Below are 25,667 nucleotides of genomic sequence, written 5' to 3'. Positions count from 1 at the left end.
GGACCACGATCATGCGCCGTTACGGCAAGCACACCGACGAGGACGACATCCGGACCCGTCCCAACCGCAAGGGCAACCGCCCCCGCACGAACATCCGCCCGAAGCACGAGGACGCCGCCGACGGCATGGTGCTCACCGTCGACCGGGGCCGGCTGACCTGTCTTGTCGAGGACCGGATCGTGATCGCGATGAAGGCCCGTGAACTGGGCCGCAAGGCCGCGGTCGTCGGCGACACCGTCGCCCTCGTCGGAGACCTCTCCGGCAAGAAGGACTCCCTCGCCCGTATCGTCCGCATCGCCGACCGCACATCGGTGCTGCGCCGCACGGCCGACGACGACGATCCGTACGAGCGCGTCGTCGTGGCCAACGCCGACCAGCTCGCCATCGTCACCGCCCTCGCCGACCCCGAGCCCCGCCCCCGGCTGATCGACCGCTGTCTGGTCGCGGCGTACGACGGCGGCCTCGAACCCCTGCTCGTTCTGACCAAGTCGGACCTCGCCTCACCCGACAAGCTCCTGGAGCTGTACGGGGCCCTGGACATCCCCTTCGTGGTGACGAGCCGTGAGGAGCTGGAGCAGGGCGCCGCGGCCGACCGGGTGCGCGAACACCTCGACGGCAAGATCACGGCGTTCGTGGGCCACTCGGGCGTGGGCAAGACGACCCTGGTCAACGCGCTCGTCCCCGAGGACCGGCGCCGGACGACGGGCCATGTCAACGCGGTGACGGGCCGCGGCCGGCACACCACGACCTCGGCACTGGCCCTCCCCCTCGCGGACTCCGACGGCGGCTGGGTGGTGGACACCCCCGGCGTACGCTCCTTCGGTCTCGCCCACATCGATCCGACGCGGGTCATCCACGCCTTCCCCGACCTGGAGTCGGGCACCGGGGGCTGCCCGCGGGCGTGCAGCCACGACGAGCCGGACTGCGCGCTGGACCAGTGGGTCGCCGACGGGCACGCGGACCCGGCGCGGCTGTACTCCCTGCGCAGACTGCTCTCGACGCGTGAACGACGGGAAGGCGACTGACCTCCGCGTTGTTTGCGCCCCCGTCCACCCGGTAAGTGCATAATCGCACCAAGTCGGATCCAGACCTGACGAGACCTGACGAGATCAGACGAGATCCATGAGGCCATACGAGGTCAGGCGAGATCAGACAAAGCGGTCACGGTACATGGGGACACGGGAGGACGAGACATGGCGTGGCTGCTGGTTGTCGTGGCGGGCCTGCTCGAGACCGGCTTCGCCGTCTGTCTGAAGCTCTCGCACGGATTCACCAGACTCTGGCCCACCATCGCCTTCTGCATCTTCGCCCTCGGCAGCTTCGGCCTGCTGACCCTCTCCCTGAAGAAGCTCGACGTCGGCCCGGCCTATGCGGTCTGGACGGGCATCGGCGCGGCAGGCACGGCGATCTACGGAATGATCTTCCTCGGCGACGTGGTGTCCACCCTGAAGATCGTCTCGATCACCCTCGTCATCGTGGGCGTCGTCGGACTCCAGCTGTCGGGTTCGGCGCACTAGGCGGCCGGGGCAGAACGGTGCGACGCGCGGCCGGGCGAGGACGGTCCGGCGCACCGGCCGGTACGGGCGCTCCGGCTAGCCCGGGGGCCTGCTCAACTGGCGCGGCAGCGCGGTCCGCACCAGATCGGTGACCCCGCCCTCCCCCGGGGGCGCCGCGACACAGGACAGGGCGAGCCGGACGGCGAGTTCGCAGGCGCGGGCCAGCTCCACCGTGTCCGACCTGGGGGTTCCCGGCGGTGACAGCACGGCGACGGCCCGGTCGCGCACGAGCGCCACGAGGTCGGAGGGCGCTGGCAACGGCCCGTCGGCGCGGCGCTGCGCGGGCACCACGGAGGACGAGGGCACCGCCGAGAGCGTGAGCGCGGGCAGGCGCTCGCTCCAGCAGCCGGTGAGCATGGCTCGTACGAGCACGTTGCTCCGGGACACCGCCACGGTCCACTCGGCTGTGGCGGCCAGCCGCTCCCGGCTCTCCACGGGGGTGGCCAACGCCCGCTCGACGCCTGCGAGATAGCCGTCCGCCTCCCTGCGGACCAGGGCCCGGGCGAGCCCTTCCTTGCTGCCGAACTCGTTGTAGAGCGTCTGACGTGACACTCCGGCCACCGCCGCCACGTCCACCATCCGCACGGTGGACCACGGGCGGCGTACCAGCGCCCGGTAAGCGGCGTCCAGCAAGGATTCCCGCGCTGCAGGCATCATCGCCTCCCTGATACGAGCGGGCGACTCCGGCCCTCAGGTTTGACGCGCATCAACCCACTGTCAAGGGTTCGTGACAGCGCCGACGGGCGCACTCCGGCCAACCTGCGCGGGCCTGCGGAACGCCCGAAGGGTGTCGTCGGCGTCAGGTACCCAGACAGCGGCACCTCGCACCACCCCGGGCGCCCGCTCCCCTCCGGGCGCCCCCATCCCGGGTCCCCTGTAGCCCCGCACCGACCTCGGCAGATACCGTTCGCAGCATGGCCGACTACCTCGACGACCTCCGCTTCGCCCACGTCCTCGCGGACGCCGCCGACGCGAGCACCATGTCCCGCTTCAAGGCCCTCGACCTCAAGGTGGAGACGAAGCCCGACATGACCCCGGTGAGCGAGGCCGACAAAGCCGCCGAGGAACTCATCCGCGGCCACCTCCAGCGCTCCCGCCCCCGGGACGCGATCCTCGGCGAGGAGTACGGCGTCGAGGGCACCGGCCCCCGCCGCTGGGTCATCGACCCGATCGACGGCACCAAGAACTACGTCCGCGGCGTGCCGGTCTGGGCCACCCTGATCTCTCTGATGGAAGCGGGCGAGGGCGGCTACCAGCCCGTCGTCGGCGTGGTCTCCGCACCCGCCCTCGGCCGCCGCTGGTGGGCCGCCAAGGGCCACGGCGCCTTCACCGGCCGCAGCCTCAGCTCGTCCTCCCGCCTGCACGCCTCCCGTGTCTCGAAGCTGTCGGACGCCTCCTTCGCCTACTCCTCCCTCAGTGGCTGGGAGGACCGCGGCACCCTGAACGGCTTCCTCGACCTCACCCGAGAGGTCTGGCGCACGCGCGCGTACGGCGACTTCTGGCCCTACATGATGGTGGCCGAGGGCTCGGTCGACCTCTGCGCGGAACCCGAGCTGTCCCTGTGGGACATGGCCGCCAACGCGATCATCGTCACCGAGGCCGGTGGCTCCTTCACCGGCCTCGACGGCCGCCCCGGCCCGCACAGCGGCAACGCGGCAGCCTCGAACGGCTTGCTCCACGACGAACTGCTGGGCTATCTGAACCAGCGGTACTGACACGCCCGGCCCTGAGCCCACGGCCGGGGAGCCGGGCACCCAAGCCACGGTCGGTCACGAGATCAGCCGCAGCGGCACCGGTGTCATCGAGGCGCGGGCGACGGTGGAGTGATCCCGGCGCCCCTGAACTGACCACGCGCGCCCCCTTGTTGACCCTCTCTTTGCCTGCGAAGCTGACAGTCCCCCTACTTGTGAACTTGTGCAGCACTCAACAGGCGCGCCGACGCGCCGGACATGACGAACTGCCATGGGTTCCCCAGGAGGTGACCGCACTCCATGCTCGTCCGCGACGCCATGAGCACGGTGGTTCTCACCATCGGCCCCGACCACACACTCCGCCAGGCCGCAGCCCTGATGTCCGCACGCCGAGTAGGCGCGGCCGTGGTCCTCGACCCCGACGCCGGCGGACTCGGCATCCTCACCGAACGCGACGTCCTCAACTCCGTCGGTCTGGGCCAGAGCCCGGACATCGAGCGCGCCCACGCCCACACCACCAACGACGTCGTGTTCGCCACGCCGTCCTGGACCCTGGAGGAGGCCGCCCGCGCCATGACCCACGGCGGCTTCCGGCATCTGATCGTGCTCGACGAGGCCGCGCCCGTCGGCATCGTCTCGGTCCGCGACATCATCCGCTGCTGGGTCCCGGCGCGACAGCACGCGACGGCATGACCCTGATCGGGCCGGGACCCCAAGGAGTCCCGGCCCGTCCCGACGGCAAGCGGTCCAACCCTGGCCGGCCGCACAGGGCCTGGACAGCGACCACCAGGCACTTGCCGAGGTCGGGGCGGTGCCAGTCGGCCGCTCTCCGGCCGAGGTCAGCACCACTTTTCCATATCGATCCTACATTGGACTAAGTCCAAGTCAATGTATGTTCCAAAGTCACACCTGTTCGGAATGTGTCCCCTTTGCTGTTACCCTGACCCGTATGAGTGACCTTCTGGAGCGGCTGCGCGGACGCGGATGGCGAATGACCGCGCAGCGGCGTGTCGTGGCCGAGGTCCTCGACGGCGAGCACGTCCATCTGACGGCCGACGAGGTGCACGCGCGGGCAGTCGCCAGGTTGCCGGAGATCTCCCGGGCCACCGTCTACAACACCCTGGGTGAGCTGGTCTCCCTGGGCGAGGTGCTCGAAGTCGCCACGGACAAGCGCGCCAAGCGGTACGACCCCAACGCGCACCGCCCGCACCACCACTTGGTCTGCGCCCGGTGCGGCACGATCCGCGACGTCCACCCCACCGGCAACCCCCTCGCGGACCTGCCCGCCTCGGAGCGCTTCGGCTTCACCGTCTCCGACGTCGAGGTGACCTACCGAGGCGTCTGCCCGAACTGCGCGACGGCGTAACCGGCGTCACACCGGCACACAAAGCCCCCGGCGGTCATTCCAGCCGAGGGCTTCGCCGTGCTGCGGCCAGTGCCTGCGGCCGCCACATCCTCATACTGGCGCCGGGACCACACACCGAAGGCCCGGAACCTTGTCGGTCCCGGGCCTTCGGCTTTCAGTAGCGGGGACAGGATTTGAACCTGCGACCTCTGGGTTATGAGCCCAGCGAGCTACCGAGCTGCTCCACCCCGCGTCGGTAAACGCAACCTTACGTGCCCCCACCCACCAGCGCAAATCGCTTCACCGCCGAGGCAGCGGCGCCCGCCCCCGGCTCGAACACAGCCGAGGGCCTGGGGGAGGTCGGGGCGCAGCGGCCGGGGCACCCCGTGCGCACCCGCCGGCGCACCCCATCCGCGACCAGCACCAGCACCAGCACCAGCACCAGCACCAGCACCAGCACCAGCACCAGCACCAGCACCAGCACCAGCAGGAGGGGGCCTACCGAGGCGGAGCGTCGGCCCGCGCGGCACCGCCTGCCCGCCATGTGAGCGACTACGCCGACAGCTCCTGCCGCAACGCGTCCCGCAAGCGCCCCGCCCGGTCCGTCACTTCCGCCGGCCCGAGCGCCACCGCCCGGTCGGCCCACCGCTTCCCCTCGACCAGCTCACCCCGACGCGCATAGACCAGGGCGAGCCGCAACGCCGCCCGTCCGTGCCCCGCATCGGCGGCCCGAGCCCACCACACGGCGGCCTCAGGTTCGCTCCCCTCACGCGCCAGCAGCAACCCCAGGTTGAACGCCCCGTTCCGCGAACCGGCCTCGGCGGCGAGCCGGTACCACCGCGCCGCCTCGACGACGTCCCCCCGGCCCGCGGCCAGCATCCCGACGCGTACCTGCGCCCGCCGATGCCCCTGCGACGCGGCCCTCTCGTACCACTCCTCGCACTCGTTCTTCTCCCGCACCGGCTCCCCCAGCTCATGCGCGGGCGCGGGCGGCCGGCGCGCGTCGAGCACGGCTGCGAGCCGGTACGCGGCCTCCGCGCTGCCCCCGCCGGCGGCACATCGCAGATGCCGCTCCGCGGCCCGCTCGTCCCCCTCCCGCAGGCGGGCGATGGCGACCTGGAGCGCCGCCTCGGTGTGCCCTGCGGCGGCCGCTCGCTCGTACCAGACGAGCGCGGTCGCATCGTCGCCCCGCCCTGCGTGGAGGATTCCGAGGTTGAACGCGGCGTCCACACTGCCGGCCTCGGCGGCCTTGGAGAACCACGGCTCGGCACCGGCCGCGTCACCGACCTGAAGCAGCAGGACGGCCAGCGCGTTCGCCGCCTCCCGGTGCCCGGCGTACGCGGCCCGCCGGTACCACTGCTCGGCCTGCGCGGTACGTCCCTGCTCGGCGCAGAGCAGCCCGAGGTTGTACGCGCCGTTGACGTCACCGGCGTCCATCGCCGCCCGGTACCACCGCTCGGCGGTCTGGGTCTCACCACGCTGGGCGTGCAGCGCACCCAGGGCGTTCGCCGCGTTGCCGTCGCCGTCCTGGGCGGCCCGCAGCCACCACACGGCCGCGCTCTCGGTGTCGCCCGCGTCACGCAGCAGGAACCCGAGCGCGCACGCGGCCCGGGGCTCGCCGTCCTTGGCGGAGGTCAGGTACCAGCGCCCGGCCTCCTTGAGCTCGCCGCGCCGCTCCAGGATGGCGCCGAGGTGCAGCGCGGCCCGCCGGTGCCCGCGCGCGGCGGCCTGGCGGTACCACTGCTCGGCCTCCTCGGCGGCGCTGGGCCTGACACCGTTGTCGGCGCCCGGCTCCTGCGCTCGCACGGCGGAGCGCCCTTGCCGTGCACCGTCTCGCCCGTCCCGTACGACGCCTCCCCGGCTCCCGCGGGCGCCGTCGCGCCCGTCCCGTGCGGCCTCGCGGCTGGCGCCGCCGATCTCGAGCGCGGCGCGGGCGACCCTGCGGCCCTCGCGGACGACCGCGCGCTCCTCCCGCTCGGCGCGGTGGTCCAGCGTCCGGGCGAGCCGGTACGCGGCCTCGCGGTGCCCGCGCTCGGCGGCGACGCGCATCCAGTTCTCGGAGGCGGCGTCACCGCGGTGTTCGAGCAGGTCGGCCAGGGCGTAGGCGCCGAGGGCGTGTCCTTGTTCCGCGGACTGGCGCAGCCAGTACTCGGCGGCAGGCTCGTCGCCGCGCTCTCGGTGGTGCCGTCCCAGCGCATGGGCGGCGGCCGCGGAGCCGGCGACGGCGGCGATCCGCCACCATCCGGCGGCTTCGTCGGGGTATCCGCGCTGGTGGAGCAGAACACCCAGGTTGTTGGCGGCCGCTCGGTCACCGGCGGCGGTGGCGGCCCGCAGGTACGGCTCGGCTCCGTCGAGGTCACCACGGCGCAGCAGCATGGCTCCGAGGACGCTCATGGCCTCGGAGTCGCCGGCGTCGGCGGCGAGCCGCTGACGCGCCTCCTCGACGGCTTCCCCCGCCTCGTCCGGGTCCGCGGGCGGCGCGGAGTCGCCCGCCGGGCGCGGGTGGCCGGTGGCCGTCTCGGGTTCGGTGGTCAGGACGGACTCCCCCGACGGCTCGGACTCCGCGGGCAGCACGAGGTCGGCAGAGGGCGCAAAGCCCGCAGGCTGCGCAAACCGCCCTGTCTCCAACAGAGTTGCCTTGTCCCCCATAACGTCCATCGTCGCACCACCTGCAACCTGGGCACACCTGGTATACCGCAGCCATTGAGGTCACTACAGCGTTTTGTCGACATGCCCACAGAACGACAAGTCAAACACAGATCTCCGTATACCCCCAGGCAACACGTCGAAGGCCCGGATCCTTTGGAGGATCCGGGCCTTCAACTTCAGTAGCGGGGACAGGATTTGAACCTGCGACCTCTGGGTTATGAGCCCAGCGAGCTACCGAGCTGCTCCACCCCGCGCCGTTGCTGGGCAACCGTACCACGGCGCGGGGTGGAGCTCTGCATCACGGGCTCCCGGAGCCCTTGTCGTCGTCCTTGTCGGTCTTGTCGCCGTTCTCGCTGCCTCCGGTGCCGCCGGCCCCGTCGGCCTTGGACTGCGCCTCCTCGGCCCGCTTCAGCGCGTCCTCGAGGTCCTGCTGGGCGCGTCCGTACGCCTCCCAGTCGCCGTCCTTGAGCGCCTGCTGGCCTTCGTCGAACGCCTTCTGGGCATCCTGCAGGGCCTGTTGGACCGTCGGGTCGCCGGTCTTCGGCGGCTCGTCGGTGCCCTCGTCGCCGTCGTCCTCCGGTGGCTTGGGCGTCGAACCCGCTGTCTCGAACACCTTGTTGAGCGCGGCGTCGAGGGTGTCCTCGAAGGCCGTGTTGCCGCCGTAGGTGACGAGGACCTTGCGCAGCAGCGGGTACTTGAGACCGCCGCCTCGCACATAGACGGGCTCCACGTAGAGCAGTCCGCCGTCGAGCGGGACCGTCAGGAGGTTGCCGTACTCGACCTCCGAGTCACCGCGCTTGAGCAGGCTGATGGTCTCGGCGATGTCCTGCTGGGAGTTGAACTGGCTCTGGACCTGTTTGGGTCCGTCGATGGCCTCGCTCGTGGGTACCTTCAGGATTCTGATCTTGCCGTAGTCCTTGGCGCCCGCCTCGGCGTTGACCGCCATGAAGCCGCTGAGGTTGTCCCTGCCGTTCGGCGTGAACGTCGTGGTCAGCGAGAACGCCTGCTCCTGCTGGCCGGGCATCTTCATGCTCAGGTAGTACGGCGGCACCGCGCTGCCCGACGTGTTGGTCGGGTCGTCCGGGACCTGCCACACCTCGCTGCCGCTGAGGAAGGTGTCGGCGTCCTTGACGTGGTAGCGGGTCAGCAGTTCACGCTGGACCTTGAAGAGGTCCTGCGGGTACCGCAGATGGGCTTCCAGCGACTTGGAGATCCCCGTCTTCGGCTCCACCGTGTCCGGGAACGCCTTCATCCAGGTCTTCAGGACCGGGTCCTGGGTGTCCCACTGGTAGAGCTTGACCTCGCCCGTGTAGGCGTCGACGGTCGCCTTCACCGAGTTGCGGATGTAGTTGACCTGGTTCTGCTGGGCGACCACCGCCCGCTGGCTGTTGTCCGCGGTCAGCGAGTCGGCCGTCGTGTCTCCCAGCGTGGTGCGGGAGGCGTACGGATAGCCGTTCGTCGTCGTGTACGCGTCGACGATCCACTGGATCTTTCCGTCGATGACGGCCGGGTAGGCGTCACCGTCGATGGTCAGCCAGGGCGCGACCGCCTCGACGCGCTCCTTGGGCGTGCGGTTGTACAGGATCCGCGAACCCTCGCCGATGGCACCGGAGTAGAGGATCTGCGGCTCGCTGAACGCCGCCGCGTACGCCGCCCGGTTGACCGGGTTGGAGAGGTTGACTCCGCTGTCACCCTTGTACCTGGTGGTCTTCTCACCGCTGTCGTCGGAGTAGTCGATCTCCGCCTGGGGACCGCCGACGATGGAGTACTGGGTGGTCTTCTCGCCGTAGTAGATCCGCTGCTGGTACTCGCCGAGGTCGCCCTTGGACGGCAGGTCGGACTCCGTGAAGACCGGGCGGCCGCCGGAGGTGGCCTCGGTGCCCTTGGCCGCGACGACGCCGAAGCCATGGGTGTAGCGGAAGTGGTCGTTGATCCAGTTGTTCTTGGGGATGCCCGCGAGGTTCAGCTCACGCAGACCGATGACCGTGTCCTGCTCCGCGCCGTCCTTGCCGCTGTAGCGGTCGACGTCCAGGTTCGCGGGGAACGCGTAGTAGTTCCTCATCTGCTGGAGCTGCTGGAACGTCGGCGAGACGATGTTCGGGTCGAGCAGGCGGATGCTGGCCGTGGTCTCGGCGTCCTCACGGAGCTTGCTCTTGTCCGACGTGGTGCTCGTGCCCGCGTACTCCTGGACCTCGGTTCCGTCGATGCCGTAGGCCTGACGGGTCGCCTCCAGGTTCTTCTCGACGTACGGCGCCTCCTTGGCCTGCTCGTTCGGCTGGACCTGGAACTTCTGCACGATCGCCGGGTACAGCCCGCCGATGAGGATCGCGGAGAGCACCATCAGGCCGAAGCCGATGACGGGCAGTTGCCAGGTGCGCCGCCAGATCGTGGCGAAGAAGAGCAGGGCGCAGATGACGGCGATGCAGAAGAGGATCGTCTTGGCCGGCAGATACGCGTTCGCGTCGACGTACCGCAGACCCGTCCAGTTGCCCGTCGCCTTGAAGTCGCTGGACTTCACCGCGAGGCCGTACCGGTCGAGCCAGTACGCGACGGCCTTCAGGGCGACGAAGATGCCGAGGAGCACCGAGAGGTGCCCGGTGGCCGCGGCCGTGGCCCGCGCGCCCGGGGAGGTGACCCGCAGGCCGCCGTACAGGTAGTGCGTGAGCGCGGCGGCGATCACCGAGAGCACGGCGGCGGCGAAGCCGAAGCCGAGCAGGAAGCGGTACCAGGGCAGGTCGAAGGCGTAGAAGGCGACGTCCAGGTTGAACTGGGGGTCCTTCTTGCCGAAGGGCACACCGTTGACCCACATCAGCCACGTTCGCCACTGCCCTGAGGCGGATGCGCCGGCGATCAGGCCGACCAGGGCGGTGATCCCGAGGAGCAGCCACTTCTTGTAGGGCGCGATGCCCATGCGGTACCGGTCGAGGCTCTGCTGCTCCATCGACATGGCGCTCAGCGGCGGCCGCAGCCGGTGCGCCAGCCAGATGTTGAAGCCGACCGACGCCGCCATCAGCAGGCAGAAGACGGAGAAGAGCCCGATCTTCGTCCACAGGGTGGTGGTGAAGACGGATGAGTAGTTCACCGACCGGTACCAGAGCCAGTCCGTCCAGAACCCCGCGAACATGACGAACGCCATGCCGAGGGCGGCAAGGACGCCCAGCGTCATGAGCAGGGTCCGGACACGCCGGGACGGTCGGCCGACTCTGATCCGCGGCCCCGTCGGGCCTCCGCCGCGGTCCGGCATCTGGAAAGCCAAGGTGTGCACCTCGAAAATCGCTGTCGACATGTCGGGGCCGCGTCTACGGACCCTTCAGCGGGCCCCTGGTCGTAGGAGCCTCACCTATTGCAACTTACTCACGCTTTACTCGGTTCCCGCTTCGGATAACGAACGAGGCAGGATTGTGACCATGTCCAACACTCCCATGGCAGCGAACCCGCTCACCCGGGCCGTACTCGAGATCGACGAGTACGCCTCGGGCCTCGGCTGGGACCAGCCCGCTCGCCTCTTCGCCCTCGTAGACACCGCGCGCCTGAAGGCCCAGGAGCCCGCGCTCGCGGCCCAGCTCGGTCTGGAGGACGCGTCCGAGACCAGCGGTCTCACCCCGATCGAGCAGGAAGAGATCCCCACCGGCAAGGCGCTGGACGAGTTCCTCGGCACCATCGCCTGGCCCGACGCGGTGGTCGGCTGCGCGCTGACCGTGGAGCGGCTGATGCTGCCGCCGTCCGTCGAGGCATCGGTCCCGGACCACCTCGACGGTGCCCGTCTCACCGAGTGGGTCGCCTCCCACCCGGAGCGTCAGGAGGTCCGTATGACGGTCGCGGTCCTGCGGGACGGCTCCCGCGACTCCGCGCTGCGGCTGCGTGAGAAGGACTCCCCGACCGAGGTCCTCACGGGCCCCGAGCTGGTGCCGGGGCTGGCCGAGGCGCTGTCGGCGACATTCGCGGACTGATCTCCGGAGCCCGTCGCGCGGCCTGGCTCGTGCGGCGGGTCCTCTTCGGTCCGGCGGTGGGGGTGCCCTGATTCCAAGGGCACCCCCACGCGCGCGTGGGACGCCGGCCGGCAGGCCACCTGCGGCGGCGAGGCCCGCGGCCGTCAGCCCTCGGTGGTGCACTTCGGCAGGTCGGACGTGTTTCCGGAGCGGATGTCCTTCAGGGCGCCGAGGGCGTCCTCGATGGTGTCGACCCTGACGAGGGTGAGTCCGTCAGGGGTGTCACTTGCGGCCGCCGCGCAGTTGTCCTTGGGCGTCAGGAAGTACTGGGCGCCCTTGGCGCGCGCGCCGACCGTCTTCATCTCGATGCCGCCGATGGGGCCGACCTTGCCGTTGTCGTCGATCGTGCCGGTGCCGGCCACGAACTTGCCGCCGGTCAGCTTCCCCGGCGTCAGCTTGTCGTAGATGCCGAGGGCGAACATCAGTCCGGCACTCGGGCCGCCGACGTCGGCAAGCTTGATGTCGATGGTGAACGGGAACGTGTGGTCGGTCCCGGCGGAGATGCCGACGATCGCCCGCTCCTCGCCCGAGTCGTCGGACTCGGCCGTGGTGATCGTGACCTTCTGGGTCTCGGTCGCCGTGGTGTTCTTCTTCTCGGCGGCGGCCTGTGCCTTGGCGGGCACGATGACGAAGTCGACGGTCTCGCCCGGTTTGTGCTTGGTGACCTGTTCGGCGACGTCCTCGGGTGCCTTGATCGCCGTACCGTCGACGGACTTGATCACGTCACCGGCGTGCAACTTGCCCTCGGCCGGGGAGCCCTTGACGACGGTGGAGACGATCACCCAGGACTTCACCGGGATGTCCAGCTGCTTCAGGGCGGCGACCTTGGCGCTCTCCTGGGACTGGCTGAACTCCTCGGCGTTCTCCTGGGTGGACTGCTCCTCGGTCTTGCCGTCCGGGTACAGCGTGTCGTGGGGGACGACCTTGTTGTCGTGTGCCAGCCAGCCGTAGACGGCCTCGACGAGATTCATCTTGTAGTCGGCGCTCGTGACCCGCACGGTGGTCATGTTCAGATGCCCGGCCGTCGGGTACGTCTTGTGCCCCGAGATCTGCAGCACCGGCTCGCCGTCGTGCTTCCCCAGCGTGTTCACCGTCGGCCCCGGTGACATCTCCGAGTAGGGCACGGGAATGAGCACTCCCGCGCACAGGATCGCGATCAGCATCAGGGTGGAAGCGAGCATCGTCGCGGTGCGGCGTGGCATGGAACGACAGTACGGGACAGGCCTGTAAGTGCACTGTCGGGGCCGCTGTCCGGGGCGACGGTGAGCGGTGCCGAGCGGTGGCGTCAACCGCCGGTGCGGGACCTCTCCATGGCCTCACGGAACCGTGTGTAGCCGGCGAGCTCGGTGCCGTCCTCGACGCTCCTGCGGTTTCGGCTGGCCCAGCCGCCCCATAGTCCGGCACCGATCGCAGCCACAAGTGGAATCAGCAACCAGGCGAGAGCCGCCATGCCGACCTCCCAACCCCATTGACGCGACCGCAACTGACTGATCAGCAGATTATCCGTCCGCTCCGTCAACGCTCACGCTGGGGGGCGGGTTACGCAACCGGAACGGGAGCGGGGTCCTCACGGTCACGCCCCGCGGTTTTCCGGGGCTTCTGACCCGGGTGCCGCGAGACCCGCCGGTGGATGCTCAGCAGGCCCCGACCCACTCCTCCGTCCCGTCGGAGAACCTCTGGTGTTTCCAGATCGGCACCTCGTGCTTCAGGTCGTCGATGAGCTTGCGGCACGCCTCGAAGGCCTCACCGCGGTGCGGGCACGACACGGCGACGACCACCGCGAGATCCCCGACCTTCAGACTTCCCACGCGGTGCACGGCCGCGAGCGCCCGCACCGGATAGTCGGCGACCACCTTCTCCGCGATCCGCCGCATCTCCGCCTCGGCGGTCGGATGACACGAATAGCCCAGCTCGTCGACATCGGCTCCCCCGTCGTGGTTCCGCACCGTCCCCACGAACAGAGCGGTCCCCCCGGCGGCGTCGTCCCCGACGGCGCGGAAGACCTCGTCCACGGAGAGGGCGGTCTCCCGGATTCCGATCAGCTTGACGGGCTCGTCGGCCCCCTGCTCACCGGGGTGATCGTTCATCGCTGCCATACCTCCATCGTGCCCCACCGCCCTCCGGTCCCACACGGTCGGCCCAGCGGGCACGCGCGTGCGTGCTCGTCCGCCTCCCGCAGAGCCTTGTCGCGTCCCGCGGATCGCACCGCCGTCCCGGAGTGCGCACCGTCCTCCCTTCGGTGCCGTCACAGCCGCCGTCGGGCCTTCCGAGCCCGCCGCACCAGAGCCGCCGTGCCCAGCAGCGCGACCGTCGCGCCCGCGGCGCCCGCCGCCGTGGCGTCCTTCCGCCCGAGCCTGCGCCCGGCCACGGTGTGGCGCCCGGCCACCTCCTCCAGCAGCTCCGCGAGCACTTCCTCGTTCGTCCACTGGGGCCGCCACCCGGCCTCGTGCAGCCGGCTCCCGCTGACGACCCACGGGTACATCGTGTACGCCAGGTCCCCGGCCGGAGAGGGGGTGAGCCCGATCCGGTGCAGCCGGGCCGCGGCTCCCAGAGCCACCGCGGAGGGCAGCTCCATGCGCCGGATCCCGCTGAGCTCCTCGACCTCCTCCTGCTCCAGCCAGCCCTCGCACCCCACGGCCAGCTCCCCGTCGACCTTCTCCTGGACGGCGTACTCCAGCGCCCCGCAGAGGTCCTCGACATGACAGAACTGCCAGGCGGGCCGCGACCCGGCCACCACCAACAGCCGAGGCGACTCGAAGTACCTGGTCAGCGCGGTGTCGGTACCGCCGACCAGGACTGCGGGCCGTACGACGGTGACATTGAGGCCCGGATGGGCGCGCGGCGCCCGGCGTGCGAGGCGCTCGATCTCCAGCAGGTCGCCCACCCCGGTGGCCTCCGCGGTCGCCCGCAGTTCGGCGTCCTCGGCGAGTGGAAGCTCGTTGTCGGGCAGCGCCCCGTAGACCATGGCCGACGTGCACAGTACGACCCGGCGCACCCCGGCCGCGGCGGCCGCGGTGAGGACGGTCTGCGTGCCCCGCACGTTGTACGCGCTGCGTGCCGCCGGGTCGGCGCCCAGGTCGAGGTCGACCGCGAGGTGCACCACGACATCCGCGCCGCGCAGCTTATCGGCGATCGCCGGGTCCCGTACGTCGAGGATGTGCCACTGGGCGGCCGCGCACTCCCCCCGCCGCTCGTCGATGGCGATGACCTGCCGGACCTCGTCGGACTCGGCGAGCCGCTCGGTGAGCAGCGCGCCCACACCGGACGCGGCGCCGGTGACCGCGACGACGGGTCCGCGCACGGCGGAGCTGGTTGGTTGGTTTCGCGCTGCGCGAACCTGCGGATCTGGGGAACTCACCGGGCGTCTCCAGCGGTTGTCTTCAGTACGAGCGCGGGTGACGCGTGCGTACCAGGTGCATCCATCCTGCCGCAGGCCTTCGGTCGGCGGAGCATCGAGGCCCTAACCCGCCACGGTGTCTACGCTGGGTGGTGTTCGGGCAGCCGTGCCGTCGGTGGAACCGACGGCCCTATCAGCCGAGGAATCCCGTGAGTGACACCCCATTCGGATTCGGCCTTCCGCCGGAGGAGCCGGACGACGGCGACGAGGGCAAGAAGAAGGACCAGCAGAGCGGTGGTGGTCAGGGGCCTGCCAACCCGTTCGGCTTCGGCTTCCCCGGTGCCGGCGGCTCCGGTGCCGACAATCCGTTCGCCGCGATGTTCGGTTCCATGAACCCCACCGACCTGGGCGCCGCCTTCCAGCAGCTGGGCCAGATGCTCTCGTACGAGGGTGGTCCGGTGAACTGGGACATGGCGAAGCAGATCGCCCGTCAGACGGTCTCCCAGGGCACCGCCGACGGCACCAAGGACTCCAGCGTCGGCCCCGCCGAGCGCACCGCCGTCCAGGAGGCCGTCCGCCTGGCCGACCTGTGGCTGGACGACGTGACGTCCCTGCCGTCCGGTGCGGGATCCGCGGTGGCGTGGAGCCGCGCGGAGTGGGTGGAGGCGACCCTGCCCGCCTGGAAGGAGCTCGTCGACCCGGTGGCCGAGCGCGTCGGCGGCGCCATGGGCGACATCCTGCCGGAGGAGATGCAGGCCATGGCGGGCCCGCTGATCGGCATGATGAAGTCGATGGGCGGAGCCATGTTCGGCCAGCAGATCGGGCAGGCCGTGGGCGTGCTCGCGGGCGAGGTCGTCGGCTCGACCGACGTCGGCCTGCCTCTCGGCCCGGCCGGGAAGGCCGCCCTGCTCCCGGTCAACGTGGAGGCGTTCGGCAGGGACCTCGGCATCGCCCAGGACGAGGTGCGGCTCTATCTGGCGCTGCGCGAGGCCGCCCACCAGCGGCTCTTCGCCCATGTGCCGTGGCTGCGCTCGCATCTGTTCGGCGCGGTCGAGGGCTACGCGCGCGGCATCAAGGTCGACACGGCCAAGCTGGAGGACGTGGTCGGACAGTTCGACCCGCAGAACCCCGAGGAACTGCAGCAGGCGCTTCAGCAGGGCATGTTCCAGCCGGAGGACACGCCGGAGCAGAAGACCGCCCTGGCCCGGCTGGAGACGGCTCTGGCACTCGTGGAGGGCTGGGTGGACGCGGTGGTGCACGCCGCCGCGAAGCCCCGCCTGTCCTCCGCCGACGCGCTGCGCGAGACCCTGCGCCGCCGCCGCGCCACGGGCGGCCCGGCCGAGCAGACGTTCGCCACGCTGATCGGCCTGGAGCTGCGTCCCCGCCGGCTGCGCGACGCCTCCCGGCTGTGGGCCTCACTCACGGACGCGCGCGGCGTCGACGGCCGGGACGCCCTGTGGGCACACCCGGACATGCTGCCGAACGCCTCCGACCTGGACGACCCCGACGGCTTCGTCCACCGCGAGCAGCTGGACTTCTCGGAACTGGACAAGATGCTCGGCGAGGCCGCGTCCGGTTCCGGTTCCGGTTCGGCTGAGAAGCCGGACCTGAAGAAGTCCGATGAGCGGCCGGACACGAAGAAGAAGGACGACGACGCCGAGTGAGCCTGCACGACGACGCGGTCCTCGTACTGAAGGGCTACGAGGACCAGCCGGAGCTGCGCCGGGCCTACCTCGACCATCTGGCCGAGCACCCGGACGGCATCTGGAAGGCCTGCGGCGCCGGGCACATCACGGCGAGCGGCCTGGTGATCGACCCCGAGCACGGACGGGTCCTCCTCACGCTCCACAGGAAGCTGCGCAGGTGGCTCCAGATGGGGGGCCACTGCGAGCCCGAGGACACCACCCTCGCGGCCGCCGCCCTGCGCGAGGCGACGGAGGAGTCCGGCGTCACCGGCCTGACCCTGCTTCCGGGCGGACCGGTGCGTCTGGACCGTCACCCGATCCCGCCGCCCTGCCACTGGCACTACGACGTCCAGTACGCGGTACTGGCGCCCCCGGACGCCGAGCACCTGGTCAGCGAAGAGTCCCTCGACGTGCGCTGGTTTCCCTACGCCGAGGTGGCGGACGTGGCGGACGAGTCGGTGGTACGACTGCTGGAGGCGACGCGCGCACGGCTCTGACCGTAAGGGCAGGCACGGCTCTGACCGGACGGGAGGCGGGCGCGACCGCTCTGACCGCACGGGAGGCGGGCGCGGCTCTGCCCGCACGGAGGCGGGCGTCTGACCGTGCACAGGGCGCACGGCTTGGTCCTCAACAGGCGAGGGCATGGTGCGCGTCGCTCTTGCGTGTGGTGTCGGCCGACCGGCGGAGTGGAGTCGCCGGGCTCCGGGAAGGCCCCCGCCGGGGGAAGCAAGCCGTAAGGGGCGACCGCCAGGCGGTCGCCCCTTACGCATGTCTCCGCTGCCGACGCGGGTCAGTTGCGACTGCCCCCGAGGTTGTTGCCGCTCAGTCCGCCCGCACCCATGCCGAACTGCCCGAGCACCCCGGACGTACGGACGTGCTGTGGCGGCAGCAGCTCGCTCGGCTGCACCAGGACGTGCCCGCTGCCGGAGAAGTGCATCTCCCAGCCCTCGCCGGTGGAGCCCCGACGGCGCCACACGGCGGACGTCGAGGTCGGCGCCTGGAGCTGGGTGCGCAGCGAGGTGGACCAGGCGATGACGGCGTCCGAGTCGACACAGATGTTCTTCTCGGGGGTCACTTCGAGCGCCAGCGGCTCACCCGAGGTCATCAGGACGACCTTGCCGCCGCCCGACAGCTCCAGGTTGTACGCCCCCGCCGACGCGACCTCGACGGCGCTGTCCACGGCGACGATGCCGACGTTCAGGGAGCCGTCGAACGCCAGGACGGCGGAGGAGTCCACGGTGATGCCGCGGCCGACGTCCATGATGTGCAGGTACTGCGCGAAGTTGGCGAGATACACGATCCCGTTGCCCTTGCAGCGCATGAGTTCCAGGCGCTCACCGGTCATCCGCTCGGCGTTGCGCCAGTTGCGGTTGCGGTACTGGCTGTCGAAGTCGACCTGCCCCTCGAAGGCGACCATGGCGCCCTGGCGGGCCAGGACGGGGCTGCTGCCGATGGTGACGTCCGTCTTGAGCAGCTGCGGGTTCTGCAGCGTGTAGCGCTCGGTGTGCTCCACCGGGATGTGCGCGAAGAGTGTGCTGTGCATGGTGTGCTGTTCTCCTCTCGGCCCCGGTCAGCCACGGACCTTGAAACGGTCACCGGTGTCCTCGCTGGGCTGGACGACCACGAAGCCCTGCCCCTTGAACCCGATCTGGAAGGCTTCCCCGCTGCCCCGACCGATGAGCGCGCCGGCCTTGATGGTGCGGCGGGCCTTCATGTCGAGGCCGTCGGTCCAGGCGATCAGCGCGTCCGGGTCGACGTACGTCTCCCGTTCGGCGCAGTCGAGGGAGATCGGCACGCCCCGGCTGACCAGGGCGACCCACCCGGTGCCCCGGATGACCAGGTTGGTGAGGCCGGAGCCGGAGAGCTTGGCGAGGCCCTTGACCGGTTCGATGGTCAGCTGGAGGGAGGCGTCGCAGGCCAGCAGGGTGGGGCCGTTGACGGACAGCGCCTCGTTGTTCAGGTGGACGATGAGCACGTCACCGCCGTAGTCGGCGAGGTAGAGGTCCCCGTCGCCACGGCAGAGCATCAGCTTGCCGCCCTCTCCGGTGACCATCTCCTCGGCGCTGCGGCGCAGCGAGGCGGGTGCCGCGTCGAACTGCACGAAGCCGTCGTACGCGATCATCGAGCCGGCCTTGGCCAGGAGGTCCTGACCGGTGACCATGGTGACCTTGAGCGTCTTGGAGCTGTGCACGCTCATCCGGACGCCGGTGGACGCGGAGCGGTGCGCGTTGAGTGTCTGGAGGTCCATGCTCTGCCTCACACCTCGAAGGGCTGGACGACGACGAAGTTGCCGGGGGCACCGCGGAACTGGAGGTTGATCGCCTCCTGGGTCTGCCGGGCGTACCCGGAGCGGCGCAGCCTCAGCGAGGTCGTGGTGACGGCCTGCGCACCGGCGGACCAGGCGATGACGGCGTTGCCGTCGACGTAGGTGGCCGGGCCGACGGGCAGGACCACGGGGACGCCGCGCGTCTTGACGACCACCGCTCCGGTGCCGGAGAAGAGCATGCTGAACAGTCCGCCGCCGGGGAGACCGGCGCCCTCGATACGGCGGATCTCGGTGTCGAGGGCCTCGTCGAAGGCAAGGACGCCGCGCGCGCTGGTGTAGAGCTGCTCGTTCTGGAGGCGGATGACGAAGAGCCTGCTGCCCTCGTCGGCGAGGAACACCTCGCCGTCGCCGGAACAGCGCATAAGGGCCATGCCCTGTCCGGTGAGCTGCCCCGTCAGCTTGCCGAGCAGGCCGGAACCCTTGTGGGCGAAGTCGATGTCGCCCTGGTAGGCGACCATGCTGCCCTGCTTGGCCAGGATGTTGGCGCCCTTGGTGAGGGTGGCCCGCACCATCTGCGGGTTCTGCTCGGTCCAGCGGTCACCGACGGGCGCCTCGGAGTACTTGGTCAGTACGACACGGAGTCCGGCATCCGGGGGCACGGGGGCGAGCTGTGATCCGCCGCCGAACGGCTGCCCCTGGCCCGGAAAGGCCCCGGGGGCGCCCGGAGGCGTGAACGGGCCGCCCTGCGGTGCCGCGCCGGGCGGCGGCGTGAAGGGCCCGCCCTGCGGCGGAGCGCCCGGAGGAGTGAAGGGCCCGGCTTGGGGCGGGGCGCCGGGCGGGGTGAAGGGCCCGCCCTGGGACGGAGTGCCCGGAGGGGTGAAGGGCGCACTCGGCGGTGCCGCCGGGGGCGGGACGGTGCCGCCGGGCGGCGTGTGGAGCGGCGCGGCGATGGTCGGGGCGGCGTGCACGGCGGGGGAGGGCGACGGAGGTGCGTATCCCTGGGAGGGGGCCGGTGCGGCGGGGGCGCCGAACGCGGGCGGGGCGAAGCCGGGGGCCACGTCCGGCTGCTGGGGCCCGGCGGGCGGCTCCTCCTCGGCGACCTCGCCGCCGAAGTTCTTCAGCAGCGCGTCGAGGCCGCCGTCGAAGCCCTGGCCGACGGCCGCGAACCGCCAGACGTCCTTCAGGTAGAAGTCACCCAGCATCACGGCGCGCTCGGTGGAGAACTCCGAGCCGTCGAACGGGTACCGGGCCACCTCCTCGCCGCCCGCGACGATGCGGATGTATCCGGGGGAGATCTGCGACATCTGGCCGTTGCCGTCGATCGTCGCCGTGAACGACAGCTTCTGGATCTGTGGCGGGATCTTGTCGAGCGTGACCCGGAAGGATTCCGTGTCACCCGACTGGGCGCCCAGGAGCTGGATGGCTTCCTCGGGGCTCTTCGGCTGGTTGAAGAAGACGAAGTAACGGTCGTCCGAGAGACGTTCGTCGGCGTCCAGACCGAAGCAACTGATGTCGAAGGTCAGTCCGGGGGCGGAGATCTGTACGCCTACGTACAGATCTGTACCCGCGGTGAGGTCACTGATCTTGGCCTTGTGGCCGCGTTGGAATTCCCTGGCCATGCGTAACGACCGTCCCCCATCCCGAAAGTGAGTGCGCCTGCGAGTGCGTCGCGCCAGGCTAACCGCAAAGCCCGAGGCCGTACGAGGCTGGTACAGAGCCGGTACAAAAGCGCGTCTTCCAGCCACCCTGCCGGTGCAACGCCCACGCGCGCGTGCAGGGCCCATCGCCATGCGCGCGTGCGGTGGCGTTTCCGGGGGCTCGGGCAGGTCAGCGGTTGTCCAGGGGGTGGGGCCGCTCTCCGCGCGAGGGCGTTCCGGACGCGGGACCGCAGGTCCGCCCCGGGTCGTCCCGAGACGGAGTCACTCCTCGTCGGCCGCGGAGAGGTGCGGCAGCCGGTCGGCGGCGACCACCCCTTCGAGGTACCCGCGAGCACGTTCCGTGCGCGGGTAGGCGTCGAGCAGCCGCCAGAAGCGCGGCCCGTGACCGGGTACGAGCAGATGTGCGAGTTCGTGGAGAAGGACGTAGTCGACGACGTATTCGGGCATGCCCTGCAGGCGGTGCGACAGCCGGATGCTGCCCTCGGCGGGGGTGCAGGAGCCCCAGCGGGTGTTCTGGTTGGTGACCCAGCGGACGGAGGCGGGCCGGGCACGCCCGCCGAAGTACTGGTCCGACAGGCGGGCGGCGCGCTCGGCCAGCTCGGTGTCGCCGAGGAGCCGTTTGCTTTCCTGCGCGGCCAGCTTGTCGAGCATGACGGTCACCCAGCGTTGCTCCTCCGCCTCGGACATCCGGGCGGGGATCAGTACGACGGTGCGATCGCCCTCTCGGTACGCGGAGACCGTTCTGCGCCGTCGCGCGCTCCTGCGGACCTCGATCGCGCTCGCCCCCGAGCCGCTTGGCGGCTGGCTCGTCGTGCTGCGCTGTGGCTTTCCGGCGCGGTGCAGTGGGTCGGCGGGCACGCCCCGACGTTACCCGCTGCACACGGGGGAAGTCCCGCCTCCGGGACGGTTCGATGGCGATCCGCACTCCGAGCGCCTGATTTGTACGACGAATGCCGTCGCCTGTGGACAACTCTCGACACGCATCGTCGCGGTCCGTGCATGCTGGCACTCGTCGGCGGACCAGGCACTCGCCCCGTCGACACTCGGGGATCTTCTTCTGGCTACGGGGGCCGATCATGCATCCGATGGTGAAGCCCGCGCTCCGGCGCGGTTGGCGGGATCTCAATACCGTGCAGTTCGGCCTCGCACCGGCGCACGCCATGGTCCTGGGGCCGATGGACTCGGCGACGGGCAGCTTCCTCGACCTCCTCGACGGCACACGGGGGCTGCCGCTCCTGCGCGAAGAGGGACGCTCCATGGGTCTGCCCGAGGGGCATGTGGACGGGCTGATCGACCGGCTGGCCGCATCCGGCCTGCTGGACGACGCCACGGGCGGCGGTCCCGCCGCGGACACCCTGCGAGGCAAGCCCGCGGCCCTCGACCGGCTGCGGCCCGACGCCGCCACGCTCTCTCTGGTCACCCCCGCACCGGGCGACGCCATGCGGCGCCTGGCCGCGCGTCGCTCACTGAGAGTGCAGGTGCGAGGCGCGGGCCGGGTGGGCGCGGTGCTCGCCTCCCTGTTGTCGGCGGCGGGCGTCGGCGAGGTCGATGTGCGGGACGTCGGTCGGGTCGAGCCATGGGATGTGGCGCCGGGCGGTCTGCCGGTCGAGTCGATCGGCGAGCGCAGGGATGTCGCGGCGCGTCGGGCCGCTCGGCACGCGGCCCCCGACCGGCCGCCACGGCGCCGCGGCGGACCCCGGTCCACTGCGGTCCCGGCCGAGGACACGCCGGCGCACCGCCTCCGCGACGAGCCCGGCCACTCCCTGGTGATCCTCGCCCCACGCGACCCCGTCGACGTGCAGGCCCCCAGGCCCCCCGTCACGGAACCGCTCATCGCCTCCGGGACACCCCATCTCCACACCGGCGTCGTGGAGGGCACGGGTGTCGTGGGCCCCCTGGTCCTGCCCGGTGAGACGGGCTGCGCGGGCTGCCTGGAACTCGGGCGTACGGACCGCGACGAGACCTGGCCGCGTCTGGTCGCGCAGTGGCGCTCCGGTCGCCCACGCCAGATCGAGGCCTGCGACATGGCGCTTGCCACGACGGTCGCGGCGCTGGCCGCGGGACACGCCCTCTCCTTCCTCGACGGGCAGACGCCGTCCAGCGCGGGTGCCCGCTGGGAGTCCTCTCTACCGGGGCTCGACTGGCACGCGCGTCCGGTGTGGGCGCATCCCGATTGCCCCTGCGGGGCGGCGCAGAATGGCCCGAGCGAGAAAGGTAACGGGGAACACACCCCAAAAGACGGGGAACGGCGCGAGACAATGGCGAGGCATCAGCGGTCAACGAGGTTGTCCCGCATGGCGTACGCGGCACGGCCTGCTGGGACTTGGAGGGCGCATGTCTGATCTTCCCCGGAAGGCGGTCACCCGGACCGCCAAGCTCGCCGCGCTCCCGCTCGGCATCGCGGGTCGGGCCACCTGGGGCCTCGGCAAGCGGATCGTCGGCGAGTCGGCGGAGCTCGTGGGCCGTGAGCTCCAGCAACGCACCGCGGAGCAGCTGTTCAAGGTACTGGGCGAGCTCAAGGGCGGCGCCATGAAGTTCGGGCAGGCTCTGTCCGTCTTCGAGTCGGCGCTCCCCGAGGAAGTCGCGGGCCCGTACCGCGCCGCGCTGACCAAGCTCCAGGACGCGGCTCCGCCGATGCCGACCAGCACGGTGCACTCCGTGCTGCGGGAGCGCATCGGTGAGCACTGGCAGGAGCTGTTCCTCGAATTCGAGGAGAAGCCTGCGGCGGCGGCGTCGATCGGCCAGGTCCACCGCGCGGTGTGGCACGACGGGCGTGCGGTCGCGGTCAAGGTGCAGTATCCGGGTGCCGGTGAGGCCCTCCTCTCCGACCTCGGGCAGCTCAGCCGGTTCGCCCGACTGCTGGGCCCGCTGATCCCCGGGATGGACGTCAAACCCCTGATCACCGAGCTGCGGGACCGGGTCTCCGAGGAGCTGGACTACGGCCTGGAGGCACAGGCCCAGCAGGCGCACGCGGAGGAGTTCGCCGACGACCCGGACGTCGTGGTCCCGGCCGTGGTGCACCAGTGCGACCAGGTCCTCGTGACCGAGTGGATGGACGGCACGCCCCTCTCGGAAGTGATCACCGACGGCTCCCAGGAGCAGCGCGACCGGGCGGGCCAGCTGCTGACGCGCTTCCTCTTCTCGGGCCCCGCCCGTACCGGTCTTCTGCACGCCGACCCCCACCCCGGGAACTTCCGTCTCCTGCCGGACGAGAAGGCCGGCTGGCGCCTCGGGGTCCTCGACTTCGGCACGGTGGACCGACTGCCGGGCGGCCTGCCCTCACCGATCGGAGACGCCCTGCGCCTGACCATCGAGGGCGACGCCGAGGCCGTTTACGAAATGCTGTGCACGGAGGGGTTCGTCAAGGAGTCGATCGACCTGGACCCGGACGCGGTCCTCGACTATCTGCTTCCCATCATCGAACCGGCCCGTGCCGACGAGTTCACCTTCGCCCGAGGCTGGATGCGCAGCCAGGCCGCCCGTATAGCCGACCCCCGCTCCCCCGCCCACCAGCTGGGCAAGCAGCTCAATCTTCCCCCGTCCTACCTGCTCATCCACCGGGTGACCCTGAGCACCATCGGCGTGCTGTGCCAGCTGGGCGCGACGGTCCGTATGCGCGACGAGCTGGAGGAGTGGCTGCCGGGCTTCACGACGGAAGAGGAGCCCGAGTCGGCCACGGGGGCGTGAGCCTGCCGTCGGCCGGCCACCGCGGCCCGGCGGAGCATTCCGGAGCAGGTCAGGACACGGCTCCGCCGACACCGCGGGACGCACCGCGGCAGAGGCGACGCTGCGATCCCTGGCCCGGCCGGCCCCGCTGCGTCCGCCTCACCACCAGGCCGAGTCCAAGCGGCCCTCGATCGCGCGGAGGTTCTCCCGGGCGCAGGTCTCGCAGAAGTAGCGCCGTCGGCCGTTCTCCACGGAACAGGTCCACAGAGGCTGGGGAGCCTTGGTGGCGGCCCCGCAGCGGGCGCACACGAGGGTTTGGTGTCCTGAGGCGGAGCCGCTGTCGTCGTTGCCCCCGGAAAGACTCGTCACCGGGCGACGATAACTCCGTGCCAGGCAGATCCACGCCTGCAACGCAGCGCGGGGGCCGGTCCGTTCGGACCTGCCCCCGCGGGGAACCACCGTCAGAGATGGTGATGACGTGCCTGTCTCGGCCGGTTCACGCCGGTGACCGCGTGGCGGCTACTGCATGACCGCCATGGCGAGCGCACGGCGGGCACGCATCGACGCGCGCTCCGCCCGGCGCTGCATCCGCCGGGCGACCGCCAGGCGCATGGCCCGGCGCTCCTCCTCGGCATGGTGCATGCGCTCGTGCATATGCGCACGAGCCAGGGCTTCTGGCATGAGATGCATTTCTCGGGTCCTGTTCTGACGCGAGGCGTTCGCGCCGGTGGTGGTGAAGTCTGGGATCGCGGAGCCTGCGGGCTCGCTCGTGGACGGCTTCATCGGGGCCTGCTTCTTGGGGTCGTGCGTGAGGGGGCGGTCGATCGTTCCGGTGATGTTCATGCCGTGACCGGGTTCTTGCGCGGGCGACCACGAGGCCGCTTGCGGGCAACGACGACGCCCTGGACGAAGAGCTCCCCACCCCAGACGCCCCAGGGCTCACGCCGCTCCTTGGCGCCGGCGAGGCAGGCCTCCATCAGCGGGCAGGTGCGGCAGAGAGACTTGGCGTACTCGACATCGGCCGGCGACTCGGCGAAGAAGACCTCCGGGTCGTAGGAGCGGCAGGGGACGGGTACACCCAGGTTCTCGATGGCGTCGTCGAGCGCGGTGAGCGCGGTGAGCGGGGTCAAGGTGGAGTCCTCCGTGAGGCGGGGCGGGGGGATCGTTTCGGAAGGCGGTACGGACGGGGCGTGCGCTTCGAGTTGCACGGTTCGTCTTCCTCGTCTGGTCGTTCCGGCCGGGTGGGCCGGGTGGGCCGGGTGGCGGCTGGTACCGGGTTCTTTTCTTGTCCCGAGGCCCCTTCGTCCTGCAGCCCCCGATCGGGGACAAACAGAAGGGCCGCGGATCCCGGATGGGGTTCCGCGGCCCTGAAGGCGCCGGCCTGATCGACGATCAGGCTGGATCACTCCAGGGTTCAGGCCCACGGAAGGCCCACATCAGGTGGTGCTGCGTCGTCTGCTTCCGGAATCCGGCACCGGCCGCCGCAAAGGCATAGGCCTGCGCCTGTGCCTCTACTGCTGCTTCCAGTGCCTTGGTCGGTCGCTCAGTGCGCTCGCGGACAGGAAGGCCCGCAGGAGACACGGAGGACGCCGGACGGCCGCCACGGATGGCGGACAGACCGGTGCCCAGGTTCGAGACGCCGAGCATGCACGTGGAGACGGCCGAGCGATCGGTCATTTTGACCGGGCTGATGAAGCTGGTGTTGATGCTGATCACTGGACTCGCCTCCTCTCGGCGTCTACGGGACCGGCGTGAACCGATCCAACGGATATGAAGTACACCACGAAACCAGGGCCTTGGAGAAGGCCGCTGTTCCCGTGCCTAA

25 protein-coding genes and 2 tRNA genes are annotated in these 25,667 nt (G+C 70.8%); 10 read left to right on the top strand and 17 right to left on the bottom strand.

Translation table 11 applies throughout. From position 1 onward, the window contains the following. Positions 1–11 precede the first annotated feature (11 nt). Together rsgA and AC067N_RS34805 are read left to right on the top strand one after the other, a co-directional pair. Entirely contained in the window at positions 12–1,025 is a 1,014-nt protein-coding gene (gene rsgA / locus AC067N_RS34810; RefSeq protein ID WP_478682938.1) for a ribosome small subunit-dependent GTPase A, read from the top strand. Positions 1,026–1,193: 168 nt separating this feature from the next. Continuing rightward, positions 1,194–1,517, top strand: a complete 324-nt coding sequence (locus AC067N_RS34805; RefSeq protein WP_478682937.1) for a DMT family transporter — start codon at positions 1,194–1,196, stop codon at positions 1,515–1,517. 75 nt (positions 1,518–1,592) lie between these two features. Here the strand turns inward: AC067N_RS34805 and AC067N_RS34800 are convergent, their stop codons facing one another. After that, positions 1,593–2,213, bottom strand: coding sequence for a TetR/AcrR family transcriptional regulator (locus AC067N_RS34800; RefSeq protein ID WP_478682936.1), 621 nt, complete (start codon positions 2,211–2,213; stop codon positions 1,593–1,595). 257 nt (positions 2,214–2,470) lie between these two features. On the opposite strand from AC067N_RS34800, the gene hisN reads away from it, so the two are divergent. The 3 genes from hisN (at position 2,471) to AC067N_RS34785 (ending at position 4,613) form a co-directional block, all read left to right on the top strand. Continuing rightward, a complete protein-coding gene (gene hisN, locus AC067N_RS34795; protein WP_478682935.1) occupies positions 2,471–3,271 on the top strand; it encodes a histidinol-phosphatase in 801 nt (266 codons plus the stop codon). Positions 3,272–3,547: 276 nt separating this feature from the next. Beyond that, positions 3,548–3,940, top strand: a complete 393-nt coding sequence (locus AC067N_RS34790) for a CBS domain-containing protein (protein WP_478682934.1) — start codon at positions 3,548–3,550, stop codon at positions 3,938–3,940. A gap of 256 nt (positions 3,941–4,196) precedes the next feature. Next, the gene (locus AC067N_RS34785; protein ID WP_478682933.1) at positions 4,197–4,613 is read left to right on the top strand and encodes a Fur family transcriptional regulator; all 417 of its coding nucleotides are present in this window, start codon (positions 4,197–4,199) and stop codon (positions 4,611–4,613) included. A gap of 158 nt (positions 4,614–4,771) precedes the next feature. Here AC067N_RS34785 and AC067N_RS34780 read toward each other — a convergent pair. The 5 genes from AC067N_RS34780 to AC067N_RS34760 form a co-directional block, all read right to left on the bottom strand. Beyond that, positions 4,772–4,845: transfer RNA gene (locus tag AC067N_RS34780), tRNA-Met, on the bottom strand. Positions 4,846–4,860: 15 nt separating this feature from the next. Further along, on the bottom strand, positions 4,861–5,076 hold the full coding sequence (locus tag AC067N_RS34775) for a hypothetical protein (RefSeq protein ID WP_478682932.1): 216 nt from the start codon (positions 5,074–5,076) through the stop codon (positions 4,861–4,863). Positions 5,077–5,144: 68 nt separating this feature from the next. Beyond that, entirely contained in the window at positions 5,145–7,250 is a 2,106-nt protein-coding gene (locus AC067N_RS34770; protein WP_478682931.1) for a tetratricopeptide repeat protein, read from the bottom strand. Positions 7,251–7,421: 171 nt separating this feature from the next. Further along, positions 7,422–7,495 (bottom strand) — tRNA-Met (locus tag AC067N_RS34765). A 44-nt stretch (positions 7,496–7,539) separates the two neighbouring features. Then, positions 7,540–10,485: a UPF0182 family membrane protein gene (locus tag AC067N_RS34760; protein WP_478682986.1), complete on the bottom strand. Its 2,946-nt coding sequence runs from the start codon at positions 10,483–10,485 to the stop codon at positions 7,540–7,542. A gap of 163 nt (positions 10,486–10,648) precedes the next feature. Between AC067N_RS34760 and AC067N_RS34755 the strand changes: the two genes are divergently transcribed. Further along, a complete protein-coding gene (locus AC067N_RS34755) occupies positions 10,649–11,191 on the top strand; it encodes a PPA1309 family protein (protein WP_478682930.1) in 543 nt (180 codons plus the stop codon). A gap of 143 nt (positions 11,192–11,334) precedes the next feature. On the opposite strand, the gene AC067N_RS34750 is transcribed toward AC067N_RS34755, so the two are convergent. From AC067N_RS34750 to AC067N_RS34740, 3 genes are all read right to left on the bottom strand, one after another. Then, positions 11,335–12,432, bottom strand: coding sequence for a YlbL family protein (locus tag AC067N_RS34750; RefSeq protein WP_478682929.1), 1,098 nt, complete (start codon positions 12,430–12,432; stop codon positions 11,335–11,337). 432 nt (positions 12,433–12,864) lie between these two features. After that, on the bottom strand, positions 12,865–13,326 hold the full coding sequence (locus AC067N_RS34745) for a molybdenum cofactor biosynthesis protein MoaE (protein ID WP_478682928.1): 462 nt from the start codon (positions 13,324–13,326) through the stop codon (positions 12,865–12,867). Positions 13,327–13,475: 149 nt separating this feature from the next. Next, on the bottom strand, positions 13,476–14,588 hold the full coding sequence (locus tag AC067N_RS34740; RefSeq protein WP_478682927.1) for an SDR family oxidoreductase: 1,113 nt from the start codon (positions 14,586–14,588) through the stop codon (positions 13,476–13,478). A 188-nt stretch (positions 14,589–14,776) separates the two neighbouring features. Here AC067N_RS34740 and AC067N_RS34735 point away from each other — a divergent pair, with 188 nt between their 5' ends. Both AC067N_RS34735 and AC067N_RS34730 read left to right on the top strand, forming a co-directional pair. After that, the gene (locus tag AC067N_RS34735) at positions 14,777–16,231 is read left to right on the top strand and encodes a zinc-dependent metalloprotease (protein WP_478682926.1); all 1,455 of its coding nucleotides are present in this window, start codon (positions 14,777–14,779) and stop codon (positions 16,229–16,231) included. Then, a complete protein-coding gene (locus AC067N_RS34730; protein ID WP_478682925.1) occupies positions 16,228–16,749 on the top strand; it encodes an NUDIX hydrolase in 522 nt (173 codons plus the stop codon). The genes AC067N_RS34735 and AC067N_RS34730 overlap by 4 nt, the downstream gene beginning before the upstream one ends. 293 nt (positions 16,750–17,042) lie before the next feature. On the opposite strand, the gene AC067N_RS34725 is transcribed toward AC067N_RS34730, so the two are convergent. The 4 genes from AC067N_RS34725 to AC067N_RS34710 form a co-directional block, all read right to left on the bottom strand. Further along, positions 17,043–17,795, bottom strand: a complete 753-nt coding sequence (locus AC067N_RS34725) for an AIM24 family protein (protein ID WP_478682924.1) — start codon at positions 17,793–17,795, stop codon at positions 17,043–17,045. Between the two features lie 27 nt (positions 17,796–17,822). Then, complete coding sequence (locus tag AC067N_RS34720) at positions 17,823–18,500, bottom strand: AIM24 family protein (protein ID WP_478682923.1); 678 nt, start codon at positions 18,498–18,500, stop codon at positions 17,823–17,825. A gap of 8 nt (positions 18,501–18,508) precedes the next feature. Next, a complete protein-coding gene (locus AC067N_RS34715) occupies positions 18,509–20,137 on the bottom strand; it encodes a TerD family protein (RefSeq protein ID WP_478682922.1) in 1,629 nt (542 codons plus the stop codon). 300 nt (positions 20,138–20,437) lie between these two features. Beyond that, positions 20,438–21,034, bottom strand: coding sequence for a M48 metallopeptidase family protein (locus AC067N_RS34710; protein WP_478682921.1), 597 nt, complete (start codon positions 21,032–21,034; stop codon positions 20,438–20,440). A 218-nt stretch (positions 21,035–21,252) separates the two neighbouring features. On the opposite strand from AC067N_RS34710, the gene AC067N_RS34705 reads away from it, so the two are divergent. Together AC067N_RS34705 and AC067N_RS34700 are read left to right on the top strand one after the other, a co-directional pair. Continuing rightward, positions 21,253–22,518, top strand: a complete 1,266-nt coding sequence (locus AC067N_RS34705) for a TOMM precursor leader peptide-binding protein (protein ID WP_478682920.1) — start codon at positions 21,253–21,255, stop codon at positions 22,516–22,518. Next, the gene (locus tag AC067N_RS34700) at positions 22,511–23,863 is read left to right on the top strand and encodes an ABC1 kinase family protein (protein WP_478682919.1); all 1,353 of its coding nucleotides are present in this window, start codon (positions 22,511–22,513) and stop codon (positions 23,861–23,863) included. Before AC067N_RS34705 ends, AC067N_RS34700 begins: the two co-directional genes overlap by 8 nt. A gap of 138 nt (positions 23,864–24,001) precedes the next feature. On the opposite strand, the gene AC067N_RS34695 is transcribed toward AC067N_RS34700, so the two are convergent. The 4 genes from AC067N_RS34695 to AC067N_RS34680 form a co-directional block, all read right to left on the bottom strand. Further along, on the bottom strand, positions 24,002–24,211 hold the full coding sequence (locus AC067N_RS34695) for a hypothetical protein (protein WP_478682918.1): 210 nt from the start codon (positions 24,209–24,211) through the stop codon (positions 24,002–24,004). 150 nt (positions 24,212–24,361) lie between these two features. Further along, positions 24,362–24,685 (bottom strand): hypothetical protein, encoded by a 324-nt coding sequence (locus tag AC067N_RS34690; RefSeq protein WP_478682917.1) that lies wholly within the window; start codon positions 24,683–24,685, stop codon positions 24,362–24,364. Next, positions 24,682–25,050, bottom strand: a complete 369-nt coding sequence (locus tag AC067N_RS34685; protein ID WP_055538974.1) for a WhiB family transcriptional regulator — start codon at positions 25,048–25,050, stop codon at positions 24,682–24,684. Before AC067N_RS34685 ends, AC067N_RS34690 begins: the two co-directional genes overlap by 4 nt. Before the next feature lie 184 nt (positions 25,051–25,234). Then, positions 25,235–25,558: a hypothetical protein gene (locus AC067N_RS34680; protein ID WP_478682916.1), complete on the bottom strand. Its 324-nt coding sequence runs from the start codon at positions 25,556–25,558 to the stop codon at positions 25,235–25,237. Positions 25,559–25,667 lie beyond the last annotated feature (109 nt).

The sequence above is a fragment of the Streptomyces sp. NPDC042364 genome, assembly GCF_056437585.1.
The sequence above is the reverse complement of the archived record's forward strand: the minus strand, read 5'-3'. Positions and strand labels throughout refer to the sequence as shown.